The organism is Microbacterium sp. GCM10027623 (genome assembly GCF_042666935.1).
Lineage (GTDB): Bacteria > Actinomycetota > Actinomycetes > Actinomycetales > Microbacteriaceae > Microbacterium.
Map to the genome: position 1 here is coordinate 57,087 of NZ_JBHTHE010000001.1, position 22,084 is coordinate 79,170.

Sequence of the window (22,084 nt, forward strand, 5' to 3'; positions counted from 1 at the left end):
CGCCGGCCGTCAAGGAACTCGATGCAACCACGCGTCGGTCGCGAACTTCGACTCCACCAGGGCCTCGGCATCCGCGTACTCATCAGGAGTGATGTGCCCGTCCTCCGCGCCCGTCAGCGCACGGAAGGTCGCCTTGAAGCGCTCGATGATCTCGCTGCGCTCCATGCCGGTCTGGGTGCGGAGCGGGTCCACCCGCTTGGCTGCCGAGGTGGTGCCCTTGTCGCTGAGCTTCTCGCGCCCGATGCGCAGCACTTCGGTCATGGTCTGGCCGTCGATGTCGTACGAGATCGTGGCGTGATGCAGCACGCCGCCGTTGGCGAGGCGCTTCTGCGCGGCGCCGCCGATCTTGCCGGTCGGTGAGGCGATGTCGTTGAGCGGCTGGTACGTCGCCTCGACGCCGACCGAGCGCAGCGCCTGCAGCACCCAGTCGTCCAGGAATGCGTAGGAATCGGCGAACGTCATGCCCTGCACGAGCGATGCCGGCACATACAGCGAGTAGGTGATGATCTGCCCTGCGGCCATCATCATCGCCCCGCCGCCGGAGATGCGCCGCACGACGTCGAAGCCGTGGCGCGCGGCGCCCTCAGGGTCGACCTCGTTGCGGTAGGACTGGAACGAGCCGATCACCACCGCCGACTCGTCCCACTCCCAGATACGCAGCGTCGGACGCCGCCTGCCCTCCCCGACGCGGGAGGTGAGCACCTCGTCGAGGGCGAGGTTCAACCGCGGCGAGACGGCCTTCTCGTGCACGATCTCCCAGTCGAAGTCGCGCCACCCGGGAGCGGTCACCAGGGCGCGACGCACGACGGTGCCGACTGCCTCGGGCGAGAAGCCCAGCAGCTGCGCTCCGTCCGGCAGAGCACTGCGCACCGCGGCGGCGATCGTGGAGGCGTCGGCTTCGACCGGCATTCCCTCGACCGCGGCGTTGATCGCCTCGAGGGCCGTGTCCGGCTCGAGGAAGAAGTCGCCGGCGAGACGGAAGTCCCGGATCAGTCCGTCCTTCACCTCGAGGTCGACGACGACCAGTTTTCCACCGGGAACCTTGTACTCACCATGCACGCGTCCAGCTTAACCGCGCGCCGGGGCACGCGGCGGAGATCCGCGGCCCGCCGGAGGACCGCGGACCCTCGCGCACTCAGCCGCGTGCCGATGCCATCGACGCGATGTAGGTCTCGACGCCCTTCGCCATCGTCGGCTGGTTCTCTCGCATGATCTTCTGCAGGATCGGGCCGCGCTCCGAGGTGTGGTCGTACTCGAACTCGCCCGCCAGTGAGTACCAGGTCGTCGGGACAGCGCCGGCCAGCACCATCCGCTGCACCGCCACGTCGTGCGTCTCTCTGGTGAGGCTGCCCGAGGCATCCACGACCACATTCACCTCGTAGCCGAGCCGGAGCGCGCCGAGCACGGTCTGCAGCACGCATCCCTCCGTCGACACGCCCGCGACCGCCAGCCTGCGCCGCCCGGTCGCTGCGACGGCCGCCGCGAACGCCGGGTCCTCGAACGCGTTGGTGGCACCCGGGCGCTCGATGACGGGGTGATCTCCGATCACCTCGACCAGTTCCGGGTAGAGCGGCCCGGAGGGCTTGCTCTGGAGTCCGTTCGTGACCACCAGGCCGCTTCCGAAGAGCGTGGCGGTCTTGGCCAGACCGACGACGTTGTTGATGTGAGTGGCGAGGTCGTGCGAGCGCAGCAGGTTCGCGAATCCGACCGCGTGGTCGACCAGGACGATCGTGGTGTTCTCGGGGGTGAGGGGCTCAGGTACGGACATGATGTTCTCCTTCTGTTGCGGGTATACGGGTCTCGGTCCGGCTCGTGGGGGTGGCAGGTGCTGCTGCGCGTCGCTCGAGGCGACTGCGGATCACCAGCAGGGCGCCACCGAGCGCAGCCCAGGCCAGGACGACGGCGAGCGGACGAGCGACGCTCGAACCGAGGTACGCCTGCGCGCGGGCGGCTTCGATGAACTGGGCGAACGGATGCCACTCCCCCATCCAGCGCACCCAGTACGGGAGCATGTCGGCGTTCACGGTGCCGCCCGAGGACGGAATGCCGATGATGAGCACGAAGGTCATCGCCAGCGGCATGAAGTACCGCTTGACGTACAGGGCCGCTGCCGTCGTCAGCCAACCGATGGCCTGCGTGAGCAGCAGGGCGTATCCGATCAGCCGGGGATCCGCGGGGATGGCATGCAGGGCAGTGGCGAGCACGAAGGTGAAGACCGCAGAGAAGAGCCCGGTCCCGAGGATCGCCAGCGCCTTCTTCGCGATCGGCCACGGCCCCGCCTGCAACAGGGCGATGGAGGTCACCAGCCCGACGAGTAGGTTGGGCAGCGCGTAGAAGAACAGGCCGACCCCGGACGCGTCGCCCGGAGCCAGGGGGTTCACATCGATCGAGGTGAGACGGTCGGCGGCGTGCTGCGCGAACGTGTCCTCGAGATAGCCGAACCGCGTCGAGCTCGCCGCCGATGCCAGGTAGAGAACACTGCCGTCGGTCGCGGCGGCGAGCTCTCCTGATGCCACCAGGCTGCCGGCCAGGGCGGAGTCGTGGACCTCGATCAGATCGATGCCCTGCGGAAGTCCCGTGAAGTCGGATGCCGTGGCGGGCGCGAACACGCCGACCCGGAGGTCATGGGGCGTCGGGTGCGCGAAGGCGAACAGTCCCAGCAGCGCGAACCCGGCGGCGAAGAAGCAGGGGAACCAGAGTGTCGCCACCACGCGCCTCCACCCGGACGGTGCTGCCGTGCTCTGCATCTCGAATCTCCTGACTTGATGTGTCAAGTCATTGTTGCTCACCGTATCTTGATGTGTCAAGTCGGCAGTGACAGACTTGTCCCATGACGGACACGCTGACCGCGGAAGAGCTCGGACTGTGGCGCGACTTCCTGCGCTGGTCGGAGCAGACCATGGCCGCGGTCGGTGCGGATCTGGCGTCGAAGTCCTCGCTGTCGGTCAGCGACTTCGAGGCCATGATCCGCCTGCAGGATGCCGGGGGCGAGATGCTGCAACGCGACCTCAGCGAGTCCCTGTCCTGGTCCGCATCCCGACTCTCGCACCAGCTGCGCCGGATGGAGCAGCGCGGGCTCATCAGCCGCTCCTCGGCGGGGCACGGGCGCTCGGTGCGCGTGGCGCTGACCACGCCCGGGCGGGAAGAACTCGCGGCTGCGGTCGTGGTGCACGCGCAATCCGTCCGGGAGCACTTCCTCAGGGTCGTCGAACCGAGCGCCGCATCACTGATCCCCCGCAGCAGTCACTGATCCCCCCCCGCACGTCACTGATCTCCGCAGCGGTCAGTGGGACGCGCCTCGGCGCTCTCAGCTGCGGGCCGGCATGTGCCTGCCGAGCCAGGCGAGGACGTCGGCGCGCACCTCGTCCTGCTGCAGCTCGTTGAAGATCTCGTGGCGCGCATCGGCGTAGACCAGCGTCGTGACGTCGGTCAGGCCCGATCGGCTGCGGTACGCGTCGGCGAGCTTGTGCACGCTGCGCGGCCCGCCCACCGGGTCGTCACGGCCGACGAGCAGCAGGAGTGGAACGTCCTTCGACGACACCAGGTCGCGGCGGGGCCGCCCGTACAGCCGCGCCGCCTCGATCGGCCCGAACAGCTTGAGCAGCGGCACATCCGTCGTGAGCGGGTCGTCGCGGAACGCCCGCCAGACCGCCGTGTCCCGCGACAGCCACTCCAGACCGTCGGCATCCGCTGCCTTCCACCGCGCGTTCAGCGGCGCCGCGTTGAGATCGGTCGGGGTGAGGTGCGCCGAGCCGCTGAGGATGACGGCGTCGTACGCCGCGGGATGCTGGTTCAGCAGCTTCTGCGCGAGGAACGACCCCCAGGAATGCCCCAGCAGCGCCAGCGGCAGGTCCGGATGCTCGGACCGGATGATCTCGCTCACCCGCCAGCACGCGTCGACGGCCGCGCGCAGGCCGCCGCGGCCCAGACGCCCGAGTCGCGCAGGCCCGCCGTGCTGACGGATGCCGGTGCGGCCGTGGCCGCGGTGGTCGTCGGCGTAGACGTGGAAGCCGGCGCCCGTCAGCGCCTCGATCAGCCGGGGGTACCGCCCGGCATGCTCGCCGACCCCGTGCAGCAGCTGCACGACGCCGCGCGCTTCCCCGGCAGCCTCGTGCACGTCGTAGACGATGGCGATGCCGTAGGCGTCGACGAACTCCGCTGTTCTCATCCCGGTCATGCGGATGAGTCTACGGAGGCGGGTTCGCCCGGCGGAGAAGATCCTCCCCATCGACCCCGAACGGCCGGAACTTAGTTAGACTAACTAAGTAATGACCGAAGAACTCTCCGCCACTGCCTCCGAACTCCGCTTCGCTCTGTTCCGTCTCACGCGTCTGCTGCGTCGTGTGCGCGCCGTCGACGCGATGAGCGACGCCCACCTCGCCGCATTGGGCGCGCTGCGCGCGCACGGCAGGCGTACGATCTCCGGCCTCGCCGAGCACGAGCGGGTGACCGCCCCGACCATGAGCGCGACCGTCAACGGCCTGGCCGAGCTGGGGCTGGTGGTGCGGGTGCCCGACCTGGATGACCGGCGGCGCGTGTACGTCGAGATCACCGAGCAGGGGGAGAAGATCGTCGCGGCGACCATCCGCCGCCGCGATGAGGTGCTGGCCGACATGATCACCGAGGTGGACCTCGACCCGCATGAGCTCGCGGTGCTGCGCGAGGCGGCCGCCGTCCTGAGAAAGGTGGCGGGAGCATGAGCGCGATGTTCCGGTCGTTCCGCACCTTCAACTACCGCACCTGGTTCATCGGCGCCGTCATCTCCAACATCGGTGGCTGGATGCAGGCCACGGCCCAGGACTGGGTGGTGCTCACCGAGCTGACCGACAACGACGCCGCGGCGATGGGCGCCACCATGGCGCTGCAGTTCGGGCCGCCTCTCGTGCTGGTGAGCGTGACAGGCTGGGTGGCGGACCGTTTCGACCGCCGCAAGGTCCTGCTGACGACGCAGTCCATCCTGATGCTGCTGGCGCTGGGCGTGGCTGCGCTGCTGCTCACCGGCGTCATGACGCTGCCCCTGATGTTCTGCTTCGCCGCGGCGTTCGGTGTGACGAACGCGTTCGACGCGCCGGCACGGCAGGCGTTCGTGTCCGACATGGTCAGCCGGGAGGACACCTCCAACGCCGTGGCCCTGAACTCCGCCTCGTTCAACATGGCGCGCCTGATCGGCCCGGCAGTGGGCGGCCTGGCCATCGTGGCACTCGGCTCCGGATGGGTCTTCGTCGCCAACGCCGTCACCTTCCTCGCGATGCTGATCGCCCTGCTGCTGATCCGCCGGAACGAACTGAACCCGCGGGTCAAGGGAGGCAAGAACAGCGCAGGACTGGCCGCGGGCTTCCACTACGTGCTCACCAGACCCGACCTGATGGTCGTGTTCATCATGGTGTTCCTGATCGGCGCCTTCGGCATGAACTTCCCGATCTTCGCCTCGACCATGGCGTTGGAGTTCCGTCAGGGGGCCGACGGATACGGGCTGCTCAGCTCCGTGCTCGCCATCGGATCGCTGGTCGGCGCTCTCCTCGCGGCTCGGCGCGACCGCGCCCGCGTGCGGGTGATCGTGATCTCGGGGGCGGGGTTCGGTGCGGCATCCCTCATCTCCGCCCTGATGCCCTCCTACTGGTCGTATGCGGCGGTGCTGATCTTCGTCGGGTTCTCGACCGTGACGATGCTCACGACCGCGAACGGGTACGTGCAGACCACGACGGATGCTGCGCTGCGCGGGCGCGTGCTCGCCCTCTACATGGCGGTGGTGATGGGCTCCACGCCGATCGGCGCGCCGATCGCGGGCTGGGTCGCCGACACCTTCGGACCGCGCGCGGCCATCAGCGTCGGCGGTTTCGCGGGGATCCTCGCCGGCGCGATCGGGGTCGGGTGGATGCTGTGGTCGGGCCGACTGCACCGTCACGAGCGCACCCGGTTCCTGCTCACGCTGGATGAGACCAGGCCGCTGTCCGTGATCCGCGCGATGGATCCGGTCTCCTTCGACGACCGTACGACCTCGACGATTCCCATCCATGCGCCCCGGCGCCGCAAGGACCACCGCCGGCGGTGAGTTGTCAATGGCCTGTGGGTCAGGAGCGCCGGCGTCGTACGGTCGTCTCATGAACGGTGCTCGAGAACCCCAGGACGCCGGTCAGCGTCCCCACACTCCCGGCCAGGATCCGCAGGGAAGCGGTGAGCCGCGAGACGGTGAGGACCGGCCGGACGTGCCGCACGTCGAGGATCGGGGCTCTGACCCGGATACGTCCGGGTCAGACTCCGGCGAGGCGGTCGACGACTCCGGCGATGCGGCCGATGAGAGGGCACCGCTCGGCGGCGATCGGAGCACCGAGGAGCGGCTCGAAGCCGACACCGCCGTCGAGGAGGATGCCCTGAAGGCGCTCGACCCCGACGACACCCCGGCCTGAGCGCCCGCTGCGTCCTGCAGTGCGTGCCGCCGCCCGGAGCATCCTTCTCCGCGACCGCGTGTCGGCCGACGACACGCCGTCATGCGCCTCGAGGCTCCGGACGACGCAACGGGCGCATCGCTGTGTGTCGGCCGAGAGTCGTCGACCGACGACCGCGCCGGGAAGGGATGCTCGTAGCCTGACATCATGATCGTTTCCGCCCGCCACGGCAGGGGGGTCGCCACCGCCCCCTGGGCTGCCGCGTCCGCGGGCATCGCCGCGGCCTTCGTCGGCGCGGGTACCGGCGAGCTGGCGGGCGCACTGCTGGCCCCCGCCTCCCGTCCCTTCGCGGTCGTCGGCGGCGCGCTGATCGATGCCGCGCCGGCCTGGGCGAAGGACACCGCGATCGCCTGGTTCGGCACCTCCGACAAGGCGGCGCTGCTGGTCGGCATCGGCATCGTCCTGGTCATCGTCGCCGCCGTCGCCGGGTCATGCCAGGCGCGCTGGCCACGATCGGGCGTGATCGCGTTCGCGGCGATCGGCGCGATCGTCGGCATCCTCGCCCTCACACGACCGGAAGCCGGGACACTGTCCTGGCTGCCCTCGGTTCTCGCCGGCGCGGTGGCCGCGATCGCGGTGCGCCTGCTCGTGCGGAACGCACCACCGCGCGACGTCGGCGAAGGGGTGGGAGCGCCCTCGCGTCGGCAGTTCCTCATCTGGGCCGGCGGTACGGCCGCCGTGGGCGCGGCGATGGCGTTCGCCGGTTCGATCGCGCGCGCCGGCGCCACGGCGGTGGCATCCGTGCGCGACGCGATCCGTCTGCCGCGCGCGGCGCAGCCGGCACCGGCGCTACCGGTCGGAGCCGCACTCGATGTGCCGGGGCTCGCACCGCTCGTCACACCGAACGACGAGTTCTACCGCATCGACACCGCCCTGATCGTACCGACGGTGGATCCTGCGGACTGGAAGCTGCGCGTCCACGGGATGGTCGCGCAGGAGGTCACACTGACCTGGGACGAACTACGCGCACTGCCTCTGACCGAGACGGCGGTGACCCTGTCGTGCGTGTCGAACCCGGTCGGCGGCGACCTGGTCGGCAACGCCGTCTGGCTCGGATACCCGCTCCGCGATCTGCTCGCGAAGGCGCAGCCGCTCGCGGATGCCGACATGGTGCTGTCGACATCGATCGACGGCTTCACCGCAGGCACGCCGATCGAGGCGCTCACCGATGCCCGTGACGCGCTGCTGGCGATCGGCATGAACGGCGAGCCCCTCCCCCTCGCGCACGGCTTCCCGGTGCGGATGGTCGTGCCGGGGCTGTACGGGTACGTCTCGGCGACCAAGTGGGTCACCGACCTGGAGGTCACGCGCTTCGACAAGGCGCGCGCCTATTGGACCGACCGCGGCTGGTCCGAACGCGGACCGATCAAGCTGCAGTCCCGCATCGACGTCCCCCGGGCGGGCCGTGACGTCCAGGCGGGCGACTCCGTGATCGCCGGCGTCGCGTGGCAGCCGCAGACCGGCATCTCGGGCGTCGAAGTGCAGGTCGACGACGGACCGTGGCAGGGGGCGGAGCTCGCCCCCGCGATCTCGTCCGACACCTGGGTGCAGTGGCGGATGCCGTGGCGTGCGAAGCCCGGCGACCATCGCATCCGCTGCCGCGCGATCGGCGGCGACGGGAGCACGCAGACGGATCAGTACGCCTCACCAGCGCCGAACGGCGCGAGCGGCTGGCACACCATCCCCGTGACCGTCGGCTGACGGAAGGATGCGGGCGGCCAGCGCCTCCGTCAGGCGCCGGATGCCTTCGCGCGGCTGGTGCTGATCACCGGGCCCATGCCCTCGTCGGCGGGTGGGGACATCCGCGTACCCGCGTGCGGTCTGTCGGCCAGCGTCGAGGTGACGATGTCGCGCACGGCCTCGAACCGTCGCGACCAGACCAGCAGGTCGGTGAGCGTCATCGGGATCTCACCGCGGCGCACCTGCGCGATGTGATCGAACGTCATCTCCGGCGAGGTGGGGTCCAGGCTCGGCAGCAGCGTCGCGAGATTGGACAGGCTCATCGCGACCTCCTCGCGGATGGCGTTGGCGACCCAGTGCTGCACGTTCGCGGCGATGAACGCCGCGTCGGCGGGGTCCACACCGGGCGCGGCCCGCATGGGCTTGCCCCAGAGGCCGAACATCTCGGGCCGGTCGACCAGATCGCGGGGCCGGCGCACGCCTCCTGGCGAAGCATCCGTCTCCGACGCATCCCGCGTCGGGCGGAACGTCGTGCCGACCGTCTCGGGGATCTCCCGCCTGGGGTCGAAGGCTGCAGCCACGGTGATCTCCTCCTCGACCGCGACGCGGTCTGTCTCGATCCTAGGCGCGGTCCACCGGGGTCTGGCGAGATCTCCGCTTCACCTGCTTCACAAATTCGTGAAGTCGGTGTAGCGTCCTGGCCATGAGCACCACCATCAGCGCACGCGGTCTCACCAAGACCTACGGCCGAGTACGCGCACTCGACGGCCTGGACCTCGACGTGCAGGCGGGCCAGGTGCACGGGTTCCTCGGCCCCAACGGCGCGGGGAAGTCCACCACGATCCGCATCCTGCTGGGTCTGGCCCGCCGCACCGACGGCGAGGCCCGTGTCTTCGGTCTGGATCCCTGGCGCGACGCCGTGCCGATTCACCGTCGCGTCGCATACGTGCCCGGCGACGTGAGCGTCTGGCCGAACCTGTCCGGCGGAGAGGCGATCGATCTGCTCGCCCGACTGCGCGGCGCGAACACGAAGGACCCCGGCTACCGCGCGGAGAGGCAGCGCCTTCTCGAGGCGTTCCAGTTCGATCCGCACAAGAAGGGCCGCTCGTATTCCAAGGGCAATCGTCAGAAGGTCGCGCTGATCGCCGCCTTCGTGGTGCCCGCCGAGCTGTACATCCTCGACGAGCCCACCAGCGGTCTGGACCCGCTCATGGAGGTCATGTTCCGTCGGGAGATCGCCCGGGTGCGGTCAGCCGGGGCGACCGTCCTGCTCTCCAGCCACATCATGAGCGAGGTCGAGCAGCTCTGCGATCGGCTCTCGATCATCCGCGCGGGCCGCATCGTCGAGACCGGCACGCTCGCCGAACTGCGGCATCTGACCCGCACGGAGATCTCGTTCGATGCCGTCGCCGACGACGCGGTGGCCGGCATCCCGGAAGCCCGCGACGCGACGGTCCTGGACGGGCGCGCCCGCTTCACGATCGACAGCGACAGCGTGACCGCACTGCTGCCGGAGCTCGCGAACCGTCGTGTGGAGGGGCTGCGGATCCGGCCGCCGTCGCTGGAGGAGCTGTTCCTGCGGCACTACGGCGACGACCTGGATGCAGGGGAGAGCATCGACGGCGGATCGACGGATCCGCGCACGCGTCGTGAGCGGAGCAGACGAAACGCATCATGATGATCTCCCCGCTCCTGCGCCAGCGACTGCGACGCGACCGCGTCCAGCTGCCGCTGTGGATCCTCGGCACGACGGCCCTGGCGGCAGCCGCCGTCGGCGGCGTCGAGGAGTCGTTCGCCACGGAAGCCGACCGCGCCACGGTGCTGGCGACGGTGATGGCGAACCCGGTGATCCTGATGTTCCGCGGCCTGCCCTCCGGCCCCAGCGCACCCCAGGTCGCGCTCTTCCTCATCTTTCCCTTTCTGGCGATGCTCGCCGGCTTCATGAACACCCTCCTCGCGGTGCGGCACACCCGAGCCGAGGAGGAGCAGGGGCGCGCCGAGCTGATCTCCGCGACTCCGGCGGCCCGCTTCACGCCGCTGACCGCCACCATCCTGTACGGCGTCGCCGCGAACGCCGTGCTGGGGCTGCTGGTGGCCGCCGTGTACGCGGGCTCGGGATACCCGGCGGCAGGATCGTGGATCTCGGGGCTCGCCGTCTCATCCGTCGGCTTGTTCTTCCTGGGTGCGGGATTCCTCGCCGCCCAGCTGATGCGCACCTCGCGCGGCGCGAACTCGCTGGCCGCCTGGGTGCTCGTGGCGGCATATGCGATGGCGGGCCTCGGCAACGCACTCGGCACCCCCAGCAGTGATCTCACGCGGATGCGGAGCGGATGGCTGACGTGGCTGTCGCCGTTCGGGTGGGCGGAGAACACCCGCCCCTATGACGAGAACATCGTCTGGCCGGCGCTGATCGGCATCATGGCGGGGATCGTCCTGACGGTGATCGCCTCGGCGGTGCAGACGGTGCGCGACCTCGGCGAGGGCGTCGTGCCGCAACGACGCGGGCGCGCCTGGGCTCCGACGTCCCTCGGCTTCCCTGCGGGTCTGGTCTGGCACCTCACCCGTGGCGCCGCGCTGGGCTGGGCGATCGGCGCGTTCCTGGCGGGCCTGCTCGCGACGAGCCTGGCGTCCGTGGTGAACGAGATCGGCACGAAGATCGAATCGGTGCAGAAGATCTTCGAGGCGTTGACAACCAACGGCGGTCTGGAGCAGGGGATGGTGGTGATCTTCTATCTGGTGGTCGGCGTTCTCGCGGCGTGCGCGGCCGTCCAGACCGTCATCCGCGCCCGGCAGGAGGAGGTGCACGGCACGGCCGAGCCCGTTCTCGCATCCGCCGTGGACCGGGTGCGGTGGCTGGGCGGCTACCTTCAGGTGGCGCTCCTGACCGTCGTCCTCACCGTGGCCGCGGCGCTGGCCGGCTCGGCGCTGGGAGCAGCCCGGAGCCGCTGGTCGCTGATGCAGGATGCCGTGCTGGCCGGGATCGGCCAGGTCGCGGCGGCGTGCGTGTTCCTCGCGGCGACCGCCCTCGTCTTCGTGCTGGCACCGCGGGCGACGATCGTCGTGGGCTGGCTGCTGGTGCTGGTGGCTCTGATGGTCGGCATCCTCGGACCGCTCTTCTCGCTGCCGGAGTGGCTCGTCCGCCTGTCGCCGTTCGCGCAGGCGCCCACCCTCGGCGCAGGCGGGGTGGACGTGAAGGGCCTGTGGTGGCTGCTGCTCGTCGCTGTGGCCGCGGCAGCGGCGTCGGTCGCCCTGATGCGCCGCCGCGAGCTGCACCCGGCGGACTAGGACCGGCGGTGCGCCCCTGCCACCCCGCCGGTCCGGCTGCGCGAGGACGGAGGCGGACCGGCGGCGCACGTGCACGCCGGCCGACGGGCGATGAAAGGATGACAGCATGACCCGCGATGACACCGAACCGCATCGCGCGGTGGACGCCGCGGAGAGCGCGGCCGCCGTGATGACCGGCTTGGGCTTTCCCCGCATGCCGGCGCGCATCCTGATGGCGCTCATCGCCGCGCCCGCCGGCGGGTACACGGCCGCCGAGCTCGGCGAACGGCTCGGCGTGAGCGCCGCCGCGGTGTCGGGCGCCGTCCGCTACCTGCAGACGGTGCAGGTCATCCGTCGGATCTCGCGGCCGGACCGGCGCCTCGCGCACTACGAGATCATCTCGGATGCCTGGTACGCGATGCTGGCGAGCAACTCCCCCGTCTACGAGCGACTGGCCGGGTACATCGATGAGATCGGCGCCGCGCACGCGGACGACCACGGGGCGCGCGACCGGGCGGACGAGATGGCCGCGTTCTTCCGGTTCATGGCTCAGCGCATGCCGCAGCTGATCGACGAGTGGGAGACGCTGCGTGCGGAGCGCAGACTCGCGCACTGAGGCCCGAAGCGCAAGCCCTGTCGTGCACGGTCGTCGATGGTTACCGTGGACTGCATGAACGCAGACGCCGGCGAGTCGGATTCGAAGGCAGCCGTGCCCGGCACGGGCACGGCACGACAGCGAGAACCGCAGGTCCTGAGGTGGGTGTTCTGGCCCGCGGCGGTGATCGTCGTCGCGTTCGCCGGCTTCGCTCTGCTGGCGCCGCGCATCGCCGAAGAGCTCTTCCTGGGCATCCAGACCACGATCGTCAACGCCTTCAACTGGTACTACGTGCTGATCGCCGCCTTCTTCGTCGCGTTCTGCCTGTTCCTCGGCTTCAGCAGATTCGGCGACATCAAGCTCGGCCGCGACGACGAGGAGCCCGAGTTCTCACTGATGAGCTGGTTCTCACTGCTGTTCGCCGCCGGAATGGGGATCGGTCTGGTCTTCTACGGCGTCAGTGAGCCGCTGTCGCACTTCACCTCCCCCCGCCCGGGGGTCTCGGGCACGCCGGAGCAATTGGCCCAGGCCGCTCTGGGACAGACGTACCTGCACTGGGGCGTGCACGCCTGGTCGATCTACGTGGTGATCGGACTCGCGCTCGCCTACGCCATCCACCGTCGGCGTCGCCCCGTCTCGATCCGGTGGACGCTGGAGCCGCTGCTCGGCAAGCGCGTGGAAGGCGGCTGGGGCCACGCGATCGACGTCATCGCCCTCGTCGGCACGCTGTTCGGCGTGGCCACCTCACTGGGTCTGGGCGTGCTGCAGATGAGCGCCGGGCTGCACTCGGCGGGACTCGCCGACCCGAACGAGGCCACACAGGTGGTGCTCATCCTGATCATCTCGGTGTTCGTGCTGATGTCGGTGCTGTCCGGCGTCACGAGGGGCATGAAGTGGCTGTCGAACTTCAACCTGGTGCTCGCCGGCCTGCTCGTGCTGTACCTGCTGGCCGTGGGCCCCACGGAGTTCCTGCTGCGCGACTTCGTGCAGTCCCTCGGCTACTACGTCCAGAACTTCATCGGGCTCTCCTTCAACGTCAGCGCATTCCAGGGCGCTGCCGGCGAGCAGTGGCAGGCGTCGTGGACGTCCTTCTACTGGGGGTGGTGGATCTCCTGGGCGCCGTTCGTCGGGATCTTCATCGCCCGTGTGTCGAAGGGGCGCACGGTGCGGGAGTTCGTGGTCGGTGTCATCCTCGTGCCGACTCTCATCGGCGTGCTGTGGTTCTCGGTGCTCGGCGGCTCGGCGCTGGCCATGGAGCTGGCCGACCCCGGGGCCCTCACCGCCGAGGACGGCTCGGTCGATCTGGAGGGCGCCCTGTTCGCGATGCTGAACAACGTGCCCGGTGCAGCGGTCGTCAGCGTCGGCGCGATCGTGCTCCTGGCGATCTTCTTCATCACCTCGGCCGACAGCGGCGCGCTTGTGATGGGCATGATCGCCACCGGCGGCGAGCCGGAGCCCAAGCGCTGGGTCCGCACGGTCTTCGTCGCCGTCACGGCCCTGCTCGCCATCGCCCTCCTGCTGTCCGGCGGTCTGACCGCGCTGCAGACGGCGGCCATCACGATCGCGCTGCCGTTCAGCATCGTGATGCTGCTGATGTGCTGGTCGACGGTGGTCGCGTTCACCCGCGAACGACGGGCGTATGCGAGGGCCGAGCGGGCACAGTTCATCGACCGGATCGGGGAGTACTACGGCCTCGAGGTCGAGTCACTGGACGAGAAAGGGCTGCTGGGGGCGCAGCCGCGGTGGATGCGGCGGCTGCAGCGCCGGTTCGGTCTTCCGGTCGCCCCGACCGACCCGATCCGGATCACGAACACCGCTCTCTCGTCCGAAAGCCACAGCGACGCGTCGCCGTCGACGCTGGACGTCGACGGCCTCGTCGTCGAGGACGAGCTCGCAGGTCTCGACGACCCCGACGTGCCGCAGCAGGACACGGGTCCGTTCCTGAGGGACTGACTGTGCGGCACGGGCGATGGCGACCGTGCCGCACCGGGATGTCAAGCCCTGGCCGCCGCTCCCGGGCAGGATCTACCATCGGGAGCATGAACGAGCGGTATGACGGCGAACAGGATGCCGGAACGCATCCGCACACCCCGACGGCGGACCTGCCGACGGCGGACCTCCCGGACGATGCCGGAGCGCACACCGGAGCCCCCGAGGACAACCCCGAGCACAACACCGCACCCGACGGGCATCCCGGCAGCGTCGAGGACGCTCCGATCTGAGCGGCCTGAGCCCGAGCGGCCTGGGCCCGAGCGGGCCGGCAGGCCGGAGCGGCTTCAGCCCTCCAGCACCAGTCGCAGTTGCTCGACGGCCCAATCCAGCTCGGTGGCGCGGATGACCAGCGGCGGGGCGATGCGCACGGTCTGACCGTGCGTGTCCTTGACGAGCACGCCGCGATCCATGAGCTTCTCGGCGATCTCTCGCCCGGTGCCGCGCGCGGGGTCGATGTCGACGCCGGCCCACAACCCGGCGATCCGCACGCTCGTGACCCCCTGGCCGATGAGGGGTTGCAGAGCGGATTCCAGATGTGCTCCGAGTCGACGGGCGCGCTCCTGGAACTCGCCGGTCTCCAGCATCCGGACGACCTTCAGCGCCACTGCTGCCGCGAGGGGATTGCCGCCGAAGGTCGAGCCGTGCTCGCCGGGACGGATCACGCCCAGCACGTCGCGGTCGCCGACGACGGCCGACACGGGCAGCACGCCCCCGCCCAGCGCCTTGCCCAGCAGATACAGGTCGGGCACCACGTCCTCGCGGTCGCACGCGAACGTCTCGCCGACGCGGCCCAGACCGGACTGGATCTCGTCGGCGATGAACAGCACGTTCCGCTCATCGCAGATCTCGCGGACGCGGCGCAGGTAGCCGTCCGGCGGGATGATCACCCCTGCCTCGCCCTGGATCGGCTCGACCAGCACGGCGGCGGTGTCATCGGTGATCGCGGCGGCAATGGCATCGGCGTCGCCGAACGGCACCGAATCGAAGCCCGGAGCGTACGGACCGAAGCCCTCGCGGGCCTGCGGATCGTCGCTGAATCCGACGATCGTGGTCGTGCGGCCGTGGAAGTTGCCCGCGGCGACGACGATCCTCGCCTGCCCGGGAGCGATGCCCTTCACCCGGTAGCCCCAGGCCCTGGCGACCTTGATGCCGGTCTCCACGGCTTCGGCGCCGGTGTTCATCGGCAGGACGAGGTCCTTGCCGCACAGGCGCGCGAGCGCCTCGGCGAACGGCTCGAGCCGGTCGTTGCGGAACGCGCGGCTGGTGAGCGTGACCCGCGCGAGCTGGTCGGTGAGCGCTTCGACGATGCTCGGATGCCGATGGCCGAAGTTCACGGCCGAATAGGCGGCCAGCAGGTCGAGGTAGCGCCTGCCGTCGGCATCCATCACCCAGACGCCCTCGGCGCCGGCGATCTCCACCGCGAGCGGCGCGTAGTTCTCCGCGACGTGCGGCTCCGGATTCATCGGCATCGACGTGGTCATCATGCCCCCCGCAGCTCCAGCGTGCAGCACTTGATGCCCCCGCCGCCGAGCAGCAGCTCGGACAGGTCGACCGTGATCGGGTTGTAGCCGCGCTCGCGCAGCTGCTTCTCGAAGCCGGTCGCACGCGGCGAGATGATCACGTTGTAGCCGTCACTGGCCGAGTTCAGACCGAACACGGCGCCGTCCTCATCGGCGACGAGGATCGCGTCGGGGAAGCGCTCTTCGAGAAGAGAGCGGGATGCCGCGTCGAACGCGCCGGGCAGGTAGGCGATGCCCGCCGTCCGGCCCTCCTCGACCACCGGATCCAGCACCGTCAGCGCGGTGTCGAGGTGGTAGAAGCGCGGGTCGACGAGCGTGAGGGTGATGACTTCGCGGCCGAACACCTCGTGCACCTCGCGGTGGCTGTCGCCGACGGAGCGGAAGCCGGTGCCGGCGAGGATCACATCGCCGGCCAGCAGGAAGTCGCCCTCGCCCTCGTTGATCTCCTTCGGCATCACCGTGTCGAAGCCGTTGGCGCGGAACCACTCGGCGAACGCCGGCGACTCACCCTGACGCTGCTCGTAGTAGAACTCCGGCACGTAGGCACGGCCTCCGATGGTGAATCCGCCGTTGGCCGTGTAGACCATGTCGGGGAAACCGGCGAGCGGCTCGATCAGCTCGACCTCGTGGCCGAGTTGCCGGTAGAGGTCGTACAGCTCCTGCCACTGGGCGACGGCCTTGGCCGTGTCGGTGGGCGTCGCGGGCTCCATCCACGGGTTGATCTTGTACTCGACCGTGAAGTGCGTCGGCTTGCACATCAGGTAGCGGCGGTGGTGGGCGATCCGGGTGGTGGCGGGTGCGGTCGCGGTTTCAGGCGTGGACATGTGAGTGCTCCTCGTGAAGGTGCGGCGGACGCTGTCCATGGGCCTGGCGGAAGTTCGACCCGATCACCTCTGCGAGGCGCGGGGAAGATGCGACACAGGCACACCACTTGTATTTTTGCATCCCGTGGCCGCTGACGCCAGTATCGGTGCTCAGGATGCCCTGACGACGACCTTGCCGGCGGTGTGCCCGGCTTCGACGTGAGCGAGCGCGGCGCCGGCCTCGTGGAACGGATACGTCCGCTGGATCACCGGCTCGATCGATCCCGCACCGACGAGCGCGAGCAGTTCGCGCAGCACGTCTGCCTTGGCGACCGCGGCCAGCGGACGGATGCGGCGGCGCGAGCCGATCGAGAGGATGACGGCGCGCAGCATCCGGCCGATCGGTCCGAGCACTCGGGTGCCGTCACCGCCGACGAGCACGATCGTGCCGCCGTCACGGGTCGCGCGCTGCAGGTCACGCAGCCGGGCCGTGCCGACCAGGTCGATCACCGCGTCATAGAAGCCCTCGGCGAGACCGCTCGCCTGCTGGTCCCGCGGCAGGACCACGGTAGCGCCGAGTCGTTGGACCAGCCTGCGGTTGCGGTCGCCGCAGGTCGCGTGCACCTCGGCGCCGCGGTGGGCGGCCAGCTGCACGGTGAAGGTGCCGACACCGCCTGATGCTCCGAGGATCAGCACGCGGCCGCCGTCGCGGATGCTGGCGAGCTCCAGTGCCTGCCAGGCGGTGCCGGCCGCGATCGGCAGGCACGCCGCACGATCCGGGTCGACGTCTGCAGGCCTGGCGACCAGACGGTCGGCGGGTGCGACGGCGAACGGGGCGAGGCCGCCCCCGCCGAGGAGTTCGACGACGATCTCGTCGCCGACGGTGGCATGCGTCACGCCGTCTCCGAGGGCGACGACGGTGGCCGCCACGTCCATGCCGCGGACGCGATTGCGCGGTCCGGTCAGCCCGAAGACAAGGCGCACGAGTCTCGGCTCGCCCCGCATCACCCGGATGTCGCCGGAATTCAACGCGGTGGCGCGCACCCGCAGCAGCACCTCGCCGGCGCCGGGTGCGGGCACGTCGCGCTCGGCGAGGCGGGTGGCGGACGCCGGGCCGTAGCCGTCCTGGACCCACGCGGTCATGCTCTGGGTGGAGATGGTCATGTCATCCCTCCGGGTATTGGAAGACGTCGTCGAGCGCGACGCCGAACTCCCGGGCGATCTGAAAGGCGAGCTCGAGAGTCGGCGAGTACTTCTCCCCCTCGATGGCGAGCAGCGTCTGCCGTGTCACGCCGATGCGGCGTGCGAGCTCGGCCTGAGTGATGCCCTGCGCCTCGCGGTGCGCGCGGATGCTGTTGGTGACGCGGGTCGGCTTGACCATCAGGTGAGGCCGCGCCGATAGGCGATCACGCGGGCGACGCCGCCGACGATGGAAGCGACCACGAAGCCGGCGAACATCGTGTTCGCGACCCAGAACAGCTCGGCGCCCATCGCGCACAGCACGATCACCGCGAGCCCGGCGATGACGAGGAAGGCCTGCTCCACCCGCCCGCCCATGCGACCGATGTCTCGATCGCGCAGGTCGGATGCCGTGGCATCCTCCTTGTCTCGCATGCCGACCACGATCCCCCAGATGATCGTGATGAGGATGCTGAGCCCGATGCCGATACCGATCGCCCAGACCATCGGCCAGATCCAGGCATCCGCTCCTCGCACCGATCCGATGTACACGCCGACCGTGACCAACGACGCGATCAGTCCTGCCCAGGCGGCCCGCTCGTGATAGACCATGACTTCCCCTGAATGTCAAAGATTATTTACATTGAGCGTATCGGGCACTTCGTCGTGATGTCAAGAATCTTTTACACAGCGCGCAAGGCGACACTCCACGTCGCAACAGATGCCGTCCAGGCGCCGTCACAGCGGCATCCATCGCGACCTGGGTCGGACAGATCAGCCGGGGGTGGGCAAGCCGGTGCGAGTGGATCGGGACCACCCGCGCCGCACCGGGTCAGATGATCGCTGCACTCCACGGATCGGGATTGCCGAAGCGGTGTGCGGTGATGGCGATCGCCTGCTCGTGCAGGAACGGCAGCAGCTCGATGCGCCCTGCGGAGGTCACCTCGTCGGCGTAGACCGCGAGGTCCGGGTCCCCCTGGACGGCGTCCGAGAGCGTCAGGTGCAGATCCGCGACGCGATCGCGCCCGCCGACCAGGCGCACCCGTTCCGGTGCGGCGGTGCCGCCGTCCTCCGCGGCGTCTGCCCGCCTCACGATCCTCTGGATCCACTCCTCGTCGTTCTCGACCGCGACGAGGACGCCCAGAGCTCCGAGTTCCGCTCGCACCCCGGCCGGCACCCCTTCGGGCACGGATACGAAGAAGTCGGCACCGGAGCGGATGCCGGCGATCACCACCCGCAGCACCTCGTGCAACCCGGCATCCGCCGTCGCGCGCACGCCCACCGGCAAGGGCCGGTACCGGAACAGGTTCCGCTCCACGCCCAGTTGCGACACGTCGCGCACCTGACCGAACTCGCGGTCCCACGCGACGGCATCCGACAGCGCCGCCTGGCGCAGCCATTCGAACGCCTCGAAATCCAGCGAGGACTGGGCGGATTCGATCAGCCCGGAGATTCGAGCATCCAGTCCCCGCAGATGCAGAGTGCTCGACGCCCGTCCGCGCGGCTGCGAGCGCCACGTGCCCAGCCCGATCAGGTAGTTCGGCCCGCCGGCCTTCGCACCGGGGCCGACCGACGACCGCTTCCAGCCTCCGAACGGCTGCCGCTGCACGATCGCCCCCGTGATGCCGCGGTTCACGTACAGGTTGCCGGCCTGCACGTTCTCGAGCCAGAGGGCCAGATCGCCGGGGTCCTGGGTGTGCAGACCGGCGGTGAGCCCGTAGTCGACGGCGTTCTGCAGTTCGACGGCCGCGGTGAGGGACGGCGCGTGCATGATCCCCAGCATCGGGCCGAAGAACTCCTCGAGGTGCGTGCGCGATCCGGGCCGCACGCCGACGCGGATCCCCGGACTCCAGAGTCTGCCGCTGTCGTCGAGCGCGCGCGGCGCGACTAGCCACTTCTCGTCGTCCTCCAGTGCGCTCAGCGCCCAGGCGAGCTTGCCGTGCGGCCTCTCGATGACCGGACCGATCTCCGCAGTCGGGTCGCCTGGCCAGGCCACGCGCAGCGAACGGGTGGCATCCACCAGCTGCCGGGCGAAGCGCTGGGAACGCCCGACGGGGCCGACCAGGATCGCCAGCGACGCCGCCGAGCACTTCTGCCCGGCGTGCCCGAAGGCGCTGTGCACGATGTCTGCGACAGCCAGATCGAGGTCGGCCGTGGGCGCGACGATGATCGCGTTCTTGCCGCTGGTCTCGGCCAGCAGAGGCAGCTCCGGCCGCCAGGAGCGGAACAGCGCCGCGGTGTCCCAGGAACCGGTGAGGATCACCCTGTCGACGTCCGCATGCGAGATGAGCTGCCGCCCCAGTGCGCCCTCCTCGACATCGGCGAGGACGAGCACATCCCGCGGGACGCCGGCCTGCCAGAGCGCCTCGGCGATCACAGCTGCGCATCGGCGCGCCTGAGGCGCGGGCTTGAAGACGACGCCCGAACCGGCGGCGAGCGCGGCCAGCACTCCCCCGGCCGGGATGGCGAGGGGGAAGTTCCACGGCGGAGTGACCACGGTCACCCGCGCCGGTTCGAACCTGGCGCCCGCGACGCGGTCGAGTTCACGGCAGGTGGCCGCGTAGTACTTGGCGAAATCGACCGCTTCGCTGACCTCGATGTCGGCCTCGGCGAACACCTTGCCCGTCTCGATCGCGGCGACCTCGATCAACTCCGCACGGCGTTCGGCCAGCGCAGCGGCTGCGCGCAGCAGCACCTCGCCGCGCTCGCCCGCCGGTCGTCCGCCCCAGGAGGAAGCGGCGCCCCGGACCCGGGCGACGATCTGCGCCAGCACCTCCTCATCGTCCACCTTGGCGGCTTTCAGCGTCGCGAGGCCGAGACGGGATGCCTCCGGCTCGGCGATGCGGGAGAAGATATCGCGAGCCCAATCGCGGTTGGCGGCGAGCGACGGGTCGCTGTCGGCCGTGTTGCTGAAGCCGGGCGCCCCGGAGGCGGTGCCCACCAGCTCCTGCCGCGAATAGACGGCGGTCTGCAGGAACGGGTCTCCGTCGGCATCCGATCCCCGCGCGATGTCGAGCACGATACCGGTGAGGTCTTCGTCCTGTTCCTGCATGTGCTTCTGCGGGCGGACGGACTCGTGCAGAGGAGCGGCGCGGTTCTGCGTTCTCCTGGCCCCGGTGCGCAGAGAGTGATCGCCGCTGCGGCGCACCGAGTCGACGAACCGCAGCCGCTCGCGTTCGAAGAGTGAGGGATCGTCGGCCAGATGGAAGGCCGCCGAGAGGAAGTTGGAGGTGGAGGCGTTCTCCTCCAGTCGTCGTACGAGATAGCTGATCGCGACGTCGAACTCGCGCGGGTGCACGACCGGCACGTACAGCAGCACGGGGCCGACCACGCGCGACACGGCCGCGACCTGGCCCTGCGCCATGCCCATCAGCATCTCGAACTCGATCGCGTCCCGCACCTCGCGCTCGCCGGCCAGGAGCCACGCGTAGGCGATGTCGAAGAGATTGTGCCCGGCGACGCCGATGCGCACGGCTGCGGTGTTGCGTGGCTGGAAGGCCTCGTCCAGGCAGCGAAGGTAGTTCGCGTCGGTGTCGAGCTTGGACCCGTACGGAGCCTGGGTCCAGCCGTGCATGACCGCGTCCACCTTCTCCATGGCGAGGTTCGCGCCCTTGACGAGCCGCACCTTGATGGGCGACCCACCGTGCTCCACGCGTTCGCGCGCCCAGGCGGTGAGCTCGCGCAGCGCGGGAAGCGCGTCGGGAAGATAGGTCTGCAGCACGATGCCGGCGTCGCTGCGCTTCAGTCGCGGGTCCTCGAGGATGCGGGTGAACACGGCGATCGTCAGGTCGAGGTCCTTGTACTCCTCCATGTCGAGGTTGATGAAGGTCCCGTTCGATGCGGCCGTCGCGTACAGCGGAAGCAGCCGCTCCACGACCGCGTCGACGACTTCGCCGAACGCCCACATGGAGATGCGGCTCATGATGGCCGACACCTTGACCGAGACGTAGTCCACGTCGTCCCGGCGGATGAGATCGTGAATGCCCTGGAGTCGGCGCTTCGCCTCCGCCTCACCGAGCACCGCCTCGCCCAGCAGGTTCAGATTCAGTCGCGGTGTCGCCGACGAGCTCGCGGTCCCCGAGCCTGTCACAGTCCCCGAGCCGGGCCCACGCGCCCCCGAGGCTCCGAATGGCGCGAAGCGACGTTCGGAGTGGGGCGTGGGGATCGAAGGGCGCCGGATGCGCTCCAGCGCTGCCCCGAGCTTCTCCGGCCGCGCGTCGACGATGAGGTGGCCGACCATCTCCCGCAGCACCCGGCGCGCAATGGGCACCGTGGGCAGCGGGAGCGCGGGGGCGATGCCGCCGCCCAGCCGAACCGCACCGCGCAGGTACCAGGGCAGGAATCCCGGCGCGAGCGAGGCCACGCGATGCAGATTGGCCGCCGCCGCGGTCATGCTCTCGGGACGCATCACGCCGTCGACGAATCCCAGGGTGAACGGCAGGCCGTTCGGATCGTGCAGCACGCCGGCGAGTCGTTCGGCGGCGGGGTCCACGGCCGCGGATGCCGCTTCGTGCACCCAGGCGCGGGCGAGTTCGACGGCCGCGTCGGCGAGGCGGGAACCGGGTGACGTCGATGACTGCTCAGGCATGCTCCCAGCGTAGGTCT

The 22,084-nt window shown here is 69.9% G+C and carries 21 protein-coding genes; 10 read left to right on the plus strand and 11 right to left on the minus strand.

Features of this window, described 5'->3' with window-relative positions; genetic code table 11:
- Positions 1-9: 9 nt before the first annotated feature.
- The 3 genes from ACFQY2_RS00235 to ACFQY2_RS00245 all read right to left on the minus strand — a co-directional run bounded on the left by ACFQY2_RS00235 (position 10) and on the right by ACFQY2_RS00245 (position 2,708).
- The gene (locus ACFQY2_RS00235) at positions 10-1,059 is read right to left on the minus strand and encodes a lipoate--protein ligase family protein (protein WP_378743575.1); all 1,050 of its coding nucleotides are present in this window, start codon (positions 1,057-1,059) and stop codon (positions 10-12) included.
- Positions 1,060-1,135: 76 nt separating this feature from the next.
- Positions 1,136-1,768, minus strand: coding sequence for an isochorismatase family protein (locus ACFQY2_RS00240; protein ID WP_378743576.1), 633 nt, complete (start codon positions 1,766-1,768; stop codon positions 1,136-1,138).
- Complete coding sequence (locus ACFQY2_RS00245) at positions 1,755-2,708, minus strand: hypothetical protein (RefSeq protein ID WP_378743577.1); 954 nt, start codon at positions 2,706-2,708, stop codon at positions 1,755-1,757. Before ACFQY2_RS00245 ends, ACFQY2_RS00240 begins: the two co-directional genes overlap by 14 nt.
- A gap of 122 nt (positions 2,709-2,830) precedes the next feature.
- Between ACFQY2_RS00245 and ACFQY2_RS00250 the strand changes: the two genes are divergently transcribed.
- Positions 2,831-3,250 carry a MarR family winged helix-turn-helix transcriptional regulator gene (locus tag ACFQY2_RS00250; protein ID WP_378743578.1) on the plus strand — a complete coding sequence of 140 codons (420 nt, stop codon included), beginning with the start codon at positions 2,831-2,833 and terminating at the stop codon, positions 3,248-3,250.
- A gap of 57 nt (positions 3,251-3,307) precedes the next feature.
- Here the strand turns inward: ACFQY2_RS00250 and ACFQY2_RS00255 are convergent, their stop codons facing one another.
- On the minus strand, positions 3,308-4,168 hold the full coding sequence (locus ACFQY2_RS00255) for an alpha/beta fold hydrolase (protein ID WP_378744991.1): 861 nt from the start codon (positions 4,166-4,168) through the stop codon (positions 3,308-3,310).
- Positions 4,169-4,268: 100 nt separating this feature from the next.
- On the opposite strand from ACFQY2_RS00255, the gene ACFQY2_RS00260 reads away from it, so the two are divergent.
- From ACFQY2_RS00260 to ACFQY2_RS00275, 4 genes are all read left to right on the plus strand, one after another.
- Complete coding sequence (locus ACFQY2_RS00260) at positions 4,269-4,700, plus strand: MarR family winged helix-turn-helix transcriptional regulator (RefSeq protein WP_378743579.1); 432 nt, start codon at positions 4,269-4,271, stop codon at positions 4,698-4,700.
- Between the two features lie 5 nt (positions 4,701-4,705).
- Positions 4,706-6,052: an MFS transporter gene (locus tag ACFQY2_RS00265; RefSeq protein ID WP_378744993.1), complete on the plus strand. Its 1,347-nt coding sequence runs from the start codon at positions 4,706-4,708 to the stop codon at positions 6,050-6,052.
- A 49-nt stretch (positions 6,053-6,101) separates the two neighbouring features.
- Positions 6,102-6,407 carry a hypothetical protein gene (locus tag ACFQY2_RS00270; protein ID WP_378743580.1) on the plus strand — a complete coding sequence of 102 codons (306 nt, stop codon included), beginning with the start codon at positions 6,102-6,104 and terminating at the stop codon, positions 6,405-6,407.
- A 186-nt stretch (positions 6,408-6,593) separates the two neighbouring features.
- Positions 6,594-8,147, plus strand: coding sequence for a molybdopterin-dependent oxidoreductase (locus ACFQY2_RS00275; RefSeq protein WP_378743581.1), 1,554 nt, complete (start codon positions 6,594-6,596; stop codon positions 8,145-8,147).
- 29 nt (positions 8,148-8,176) lie between these two features.
- Here ACFQY2_RS00275 and ACFQY2_RS00280 read toward each other — a convergent pair whose 3' ends face one another.
- Positions 8,177-8,707 (minus strand): hypothetical protein, encoded by a 531-nt coding sequence (locus tag ACFQY2_RS00280; protein ID WP_378743582.1) that lies wholly within the window; start codon positions 8,705-8,707, stop codon positions 8,177-8,179.
- 122 nt (positions 8,708-8,829) lie between these two features.
- On the opposite strand from ACFQY2_RS00280, the gene ACFQY2_RS00285 reads away from it, so the two are divergent.
- From ACFQY2_RS00285 to ACFQY2_RS00305, 5 genes are all read left to right on the plus strand, one after another.
- A complete protein-coding gene (locus ACFQY2_RS00285; RefSeq protein WP_378743583.1) occupies positions 8,830-9,804 on the plus strand; it encodes an ATP-binding cassette domain-containing protein in 975 nt (324 codons plus the stop codon).
- A complete protein-coding gene (locus ACFQY2_RS00290) occupies positions 9,801-11,411 on the plus strand; it encodes an ABC transporter permease (RefSeq protein ID WP_378743584.1) in 1,611 nt (536 codons plus the stop codon). Before ACFQY2_RS00285 ends, ACFQY2_RS00290 begins: the two co-directional genes overlap by 4 nt.
- A gap of 106 nt (positions 11,412-11,517) precedes the next feature.
- Entirely contained in the window at positions 11,518-12,006 is a 489-nt protein-coding gene (locus ACFQY2_RS00295) for a GbsR/MarR family transcriptional regulator (RefSeq protein ID WP_378743585.1), read from the plus strand.
- 54 nt (positions 12,007-12,060) lie between these two features.
- Positions 12,061-13,938 carry a BCCT family transporter gene (locus tag ACFQY2_RS00300; RefSeq protein ID WP_378743586.1) on the plus strand — a complete coding sequence of 626 codons (1,878 nt, stop codon included), beginning with the start codon at positions 12,061-12,063 and terminating at the stop codon, positions 13,936-13,938.
- 86 nt (positions 13,939-14,024) lie between these two features.
- Positions 14,025-14,207 carry a hypothetical protein gene (locus ACFQY2_RS00305; RefSeq protein WP_378743587.1) on the plus strand — a complete coding sequence of 61 codons (183 nt, stop codon included), beginning with the start codon at positions 14,025-14,027 and terminating at the stop codon, positions 14,205-14,207.
- Positions 14,208-14,261: 54 nt separating this feature from the next.
- On the opposite strand, the gene rocD is transcribed toward ACFQY2_RS00305, so the two are convergent.
- The 6 genes from rocD to ACFQY2_RS00335 all read right to left on the minus strand — a co-directional run bounded on the left by rocD (position 14,262) and on the right by ACFQY2_RS00335 (position 22,067).
- Positions 14,262-15,461, minus strand: coding sequence for an ornithine--oxo-acid transaminase (gene rocD, locus ACFQY2_RS00310; protein ID WP_378743588.1), 1,200 nt, complete (start codon positions 15,459-15,461; stop codon positions 14,262-14,264).
- Positions 15,458-16,321 (minus strand): dimethylargininase, encoded by an 864-nt coding sequence (gene ddaH, locus ACFQY2_RS00315; protein WP_378743589.1) that lies wholly within the window; start codon positions 16,319-16,321, stop codon positions 15,458-15,460. The genes rocD and ddaH overlap by 4 nt, the downstream gene beginning before the upstream one ends.
- 150 nt (positions 16,322-16,471) lie before the next feature.
- Complete coding sequence (locus ACFQY2_RS00320) at positions 16,472-17,464, minus strand: NAD(P)-dependent alcohol dehydrogenase (RefSeq protein ID WP_378743590.1); 993 nt, start codon at positions 17,462-17,464, stop codon at positions 16,472-16,474.
- A 1-nt stretch (position 17,465) separates the two neighbouring features.
- Positions 17,466-17,681 (minus strand): helix-turn-helix transcriptional regulator, encoded by a 216-nt coding sequence (locus tag ACFQY2_RS00325; RefSeq protein ID WP_378743591.1) that lies wholly within the window; start codon positions 17,679-17,681, stop codon positions 17,466-17,468.
- Positions 17,681-18,091: a hypothetical protein gene (locus tag ACFQY2_RS00330; protein WP_378743592.1), complete on the minus strand. Its 411-nt coding sequence runs from the start codon at positions 18,089-18,091 to the stop codon at positions 17,681-17,683. Before ACFQY2_RS00330 ends, ACFQY2_RS00325 begins: the two co-directional genes overlap by 1 nt.
- A 220-nt stretch (positions 18,092-18,311) precedes the next feature.
- On the minus strand, positions 18,312-22,067 hold the full coding sequence (locus ACFQY2_RS00335; RefSeq protein WP_378743593.1) for a proline dehydrogenase family protein: 3,756 nt from the start codon (positions 22,065-22,067) through the stop codon (positions 18,312-18,314).
- Between the last annotated feature and the right edge of the window lie 17 nt (positions 22,068-22,084).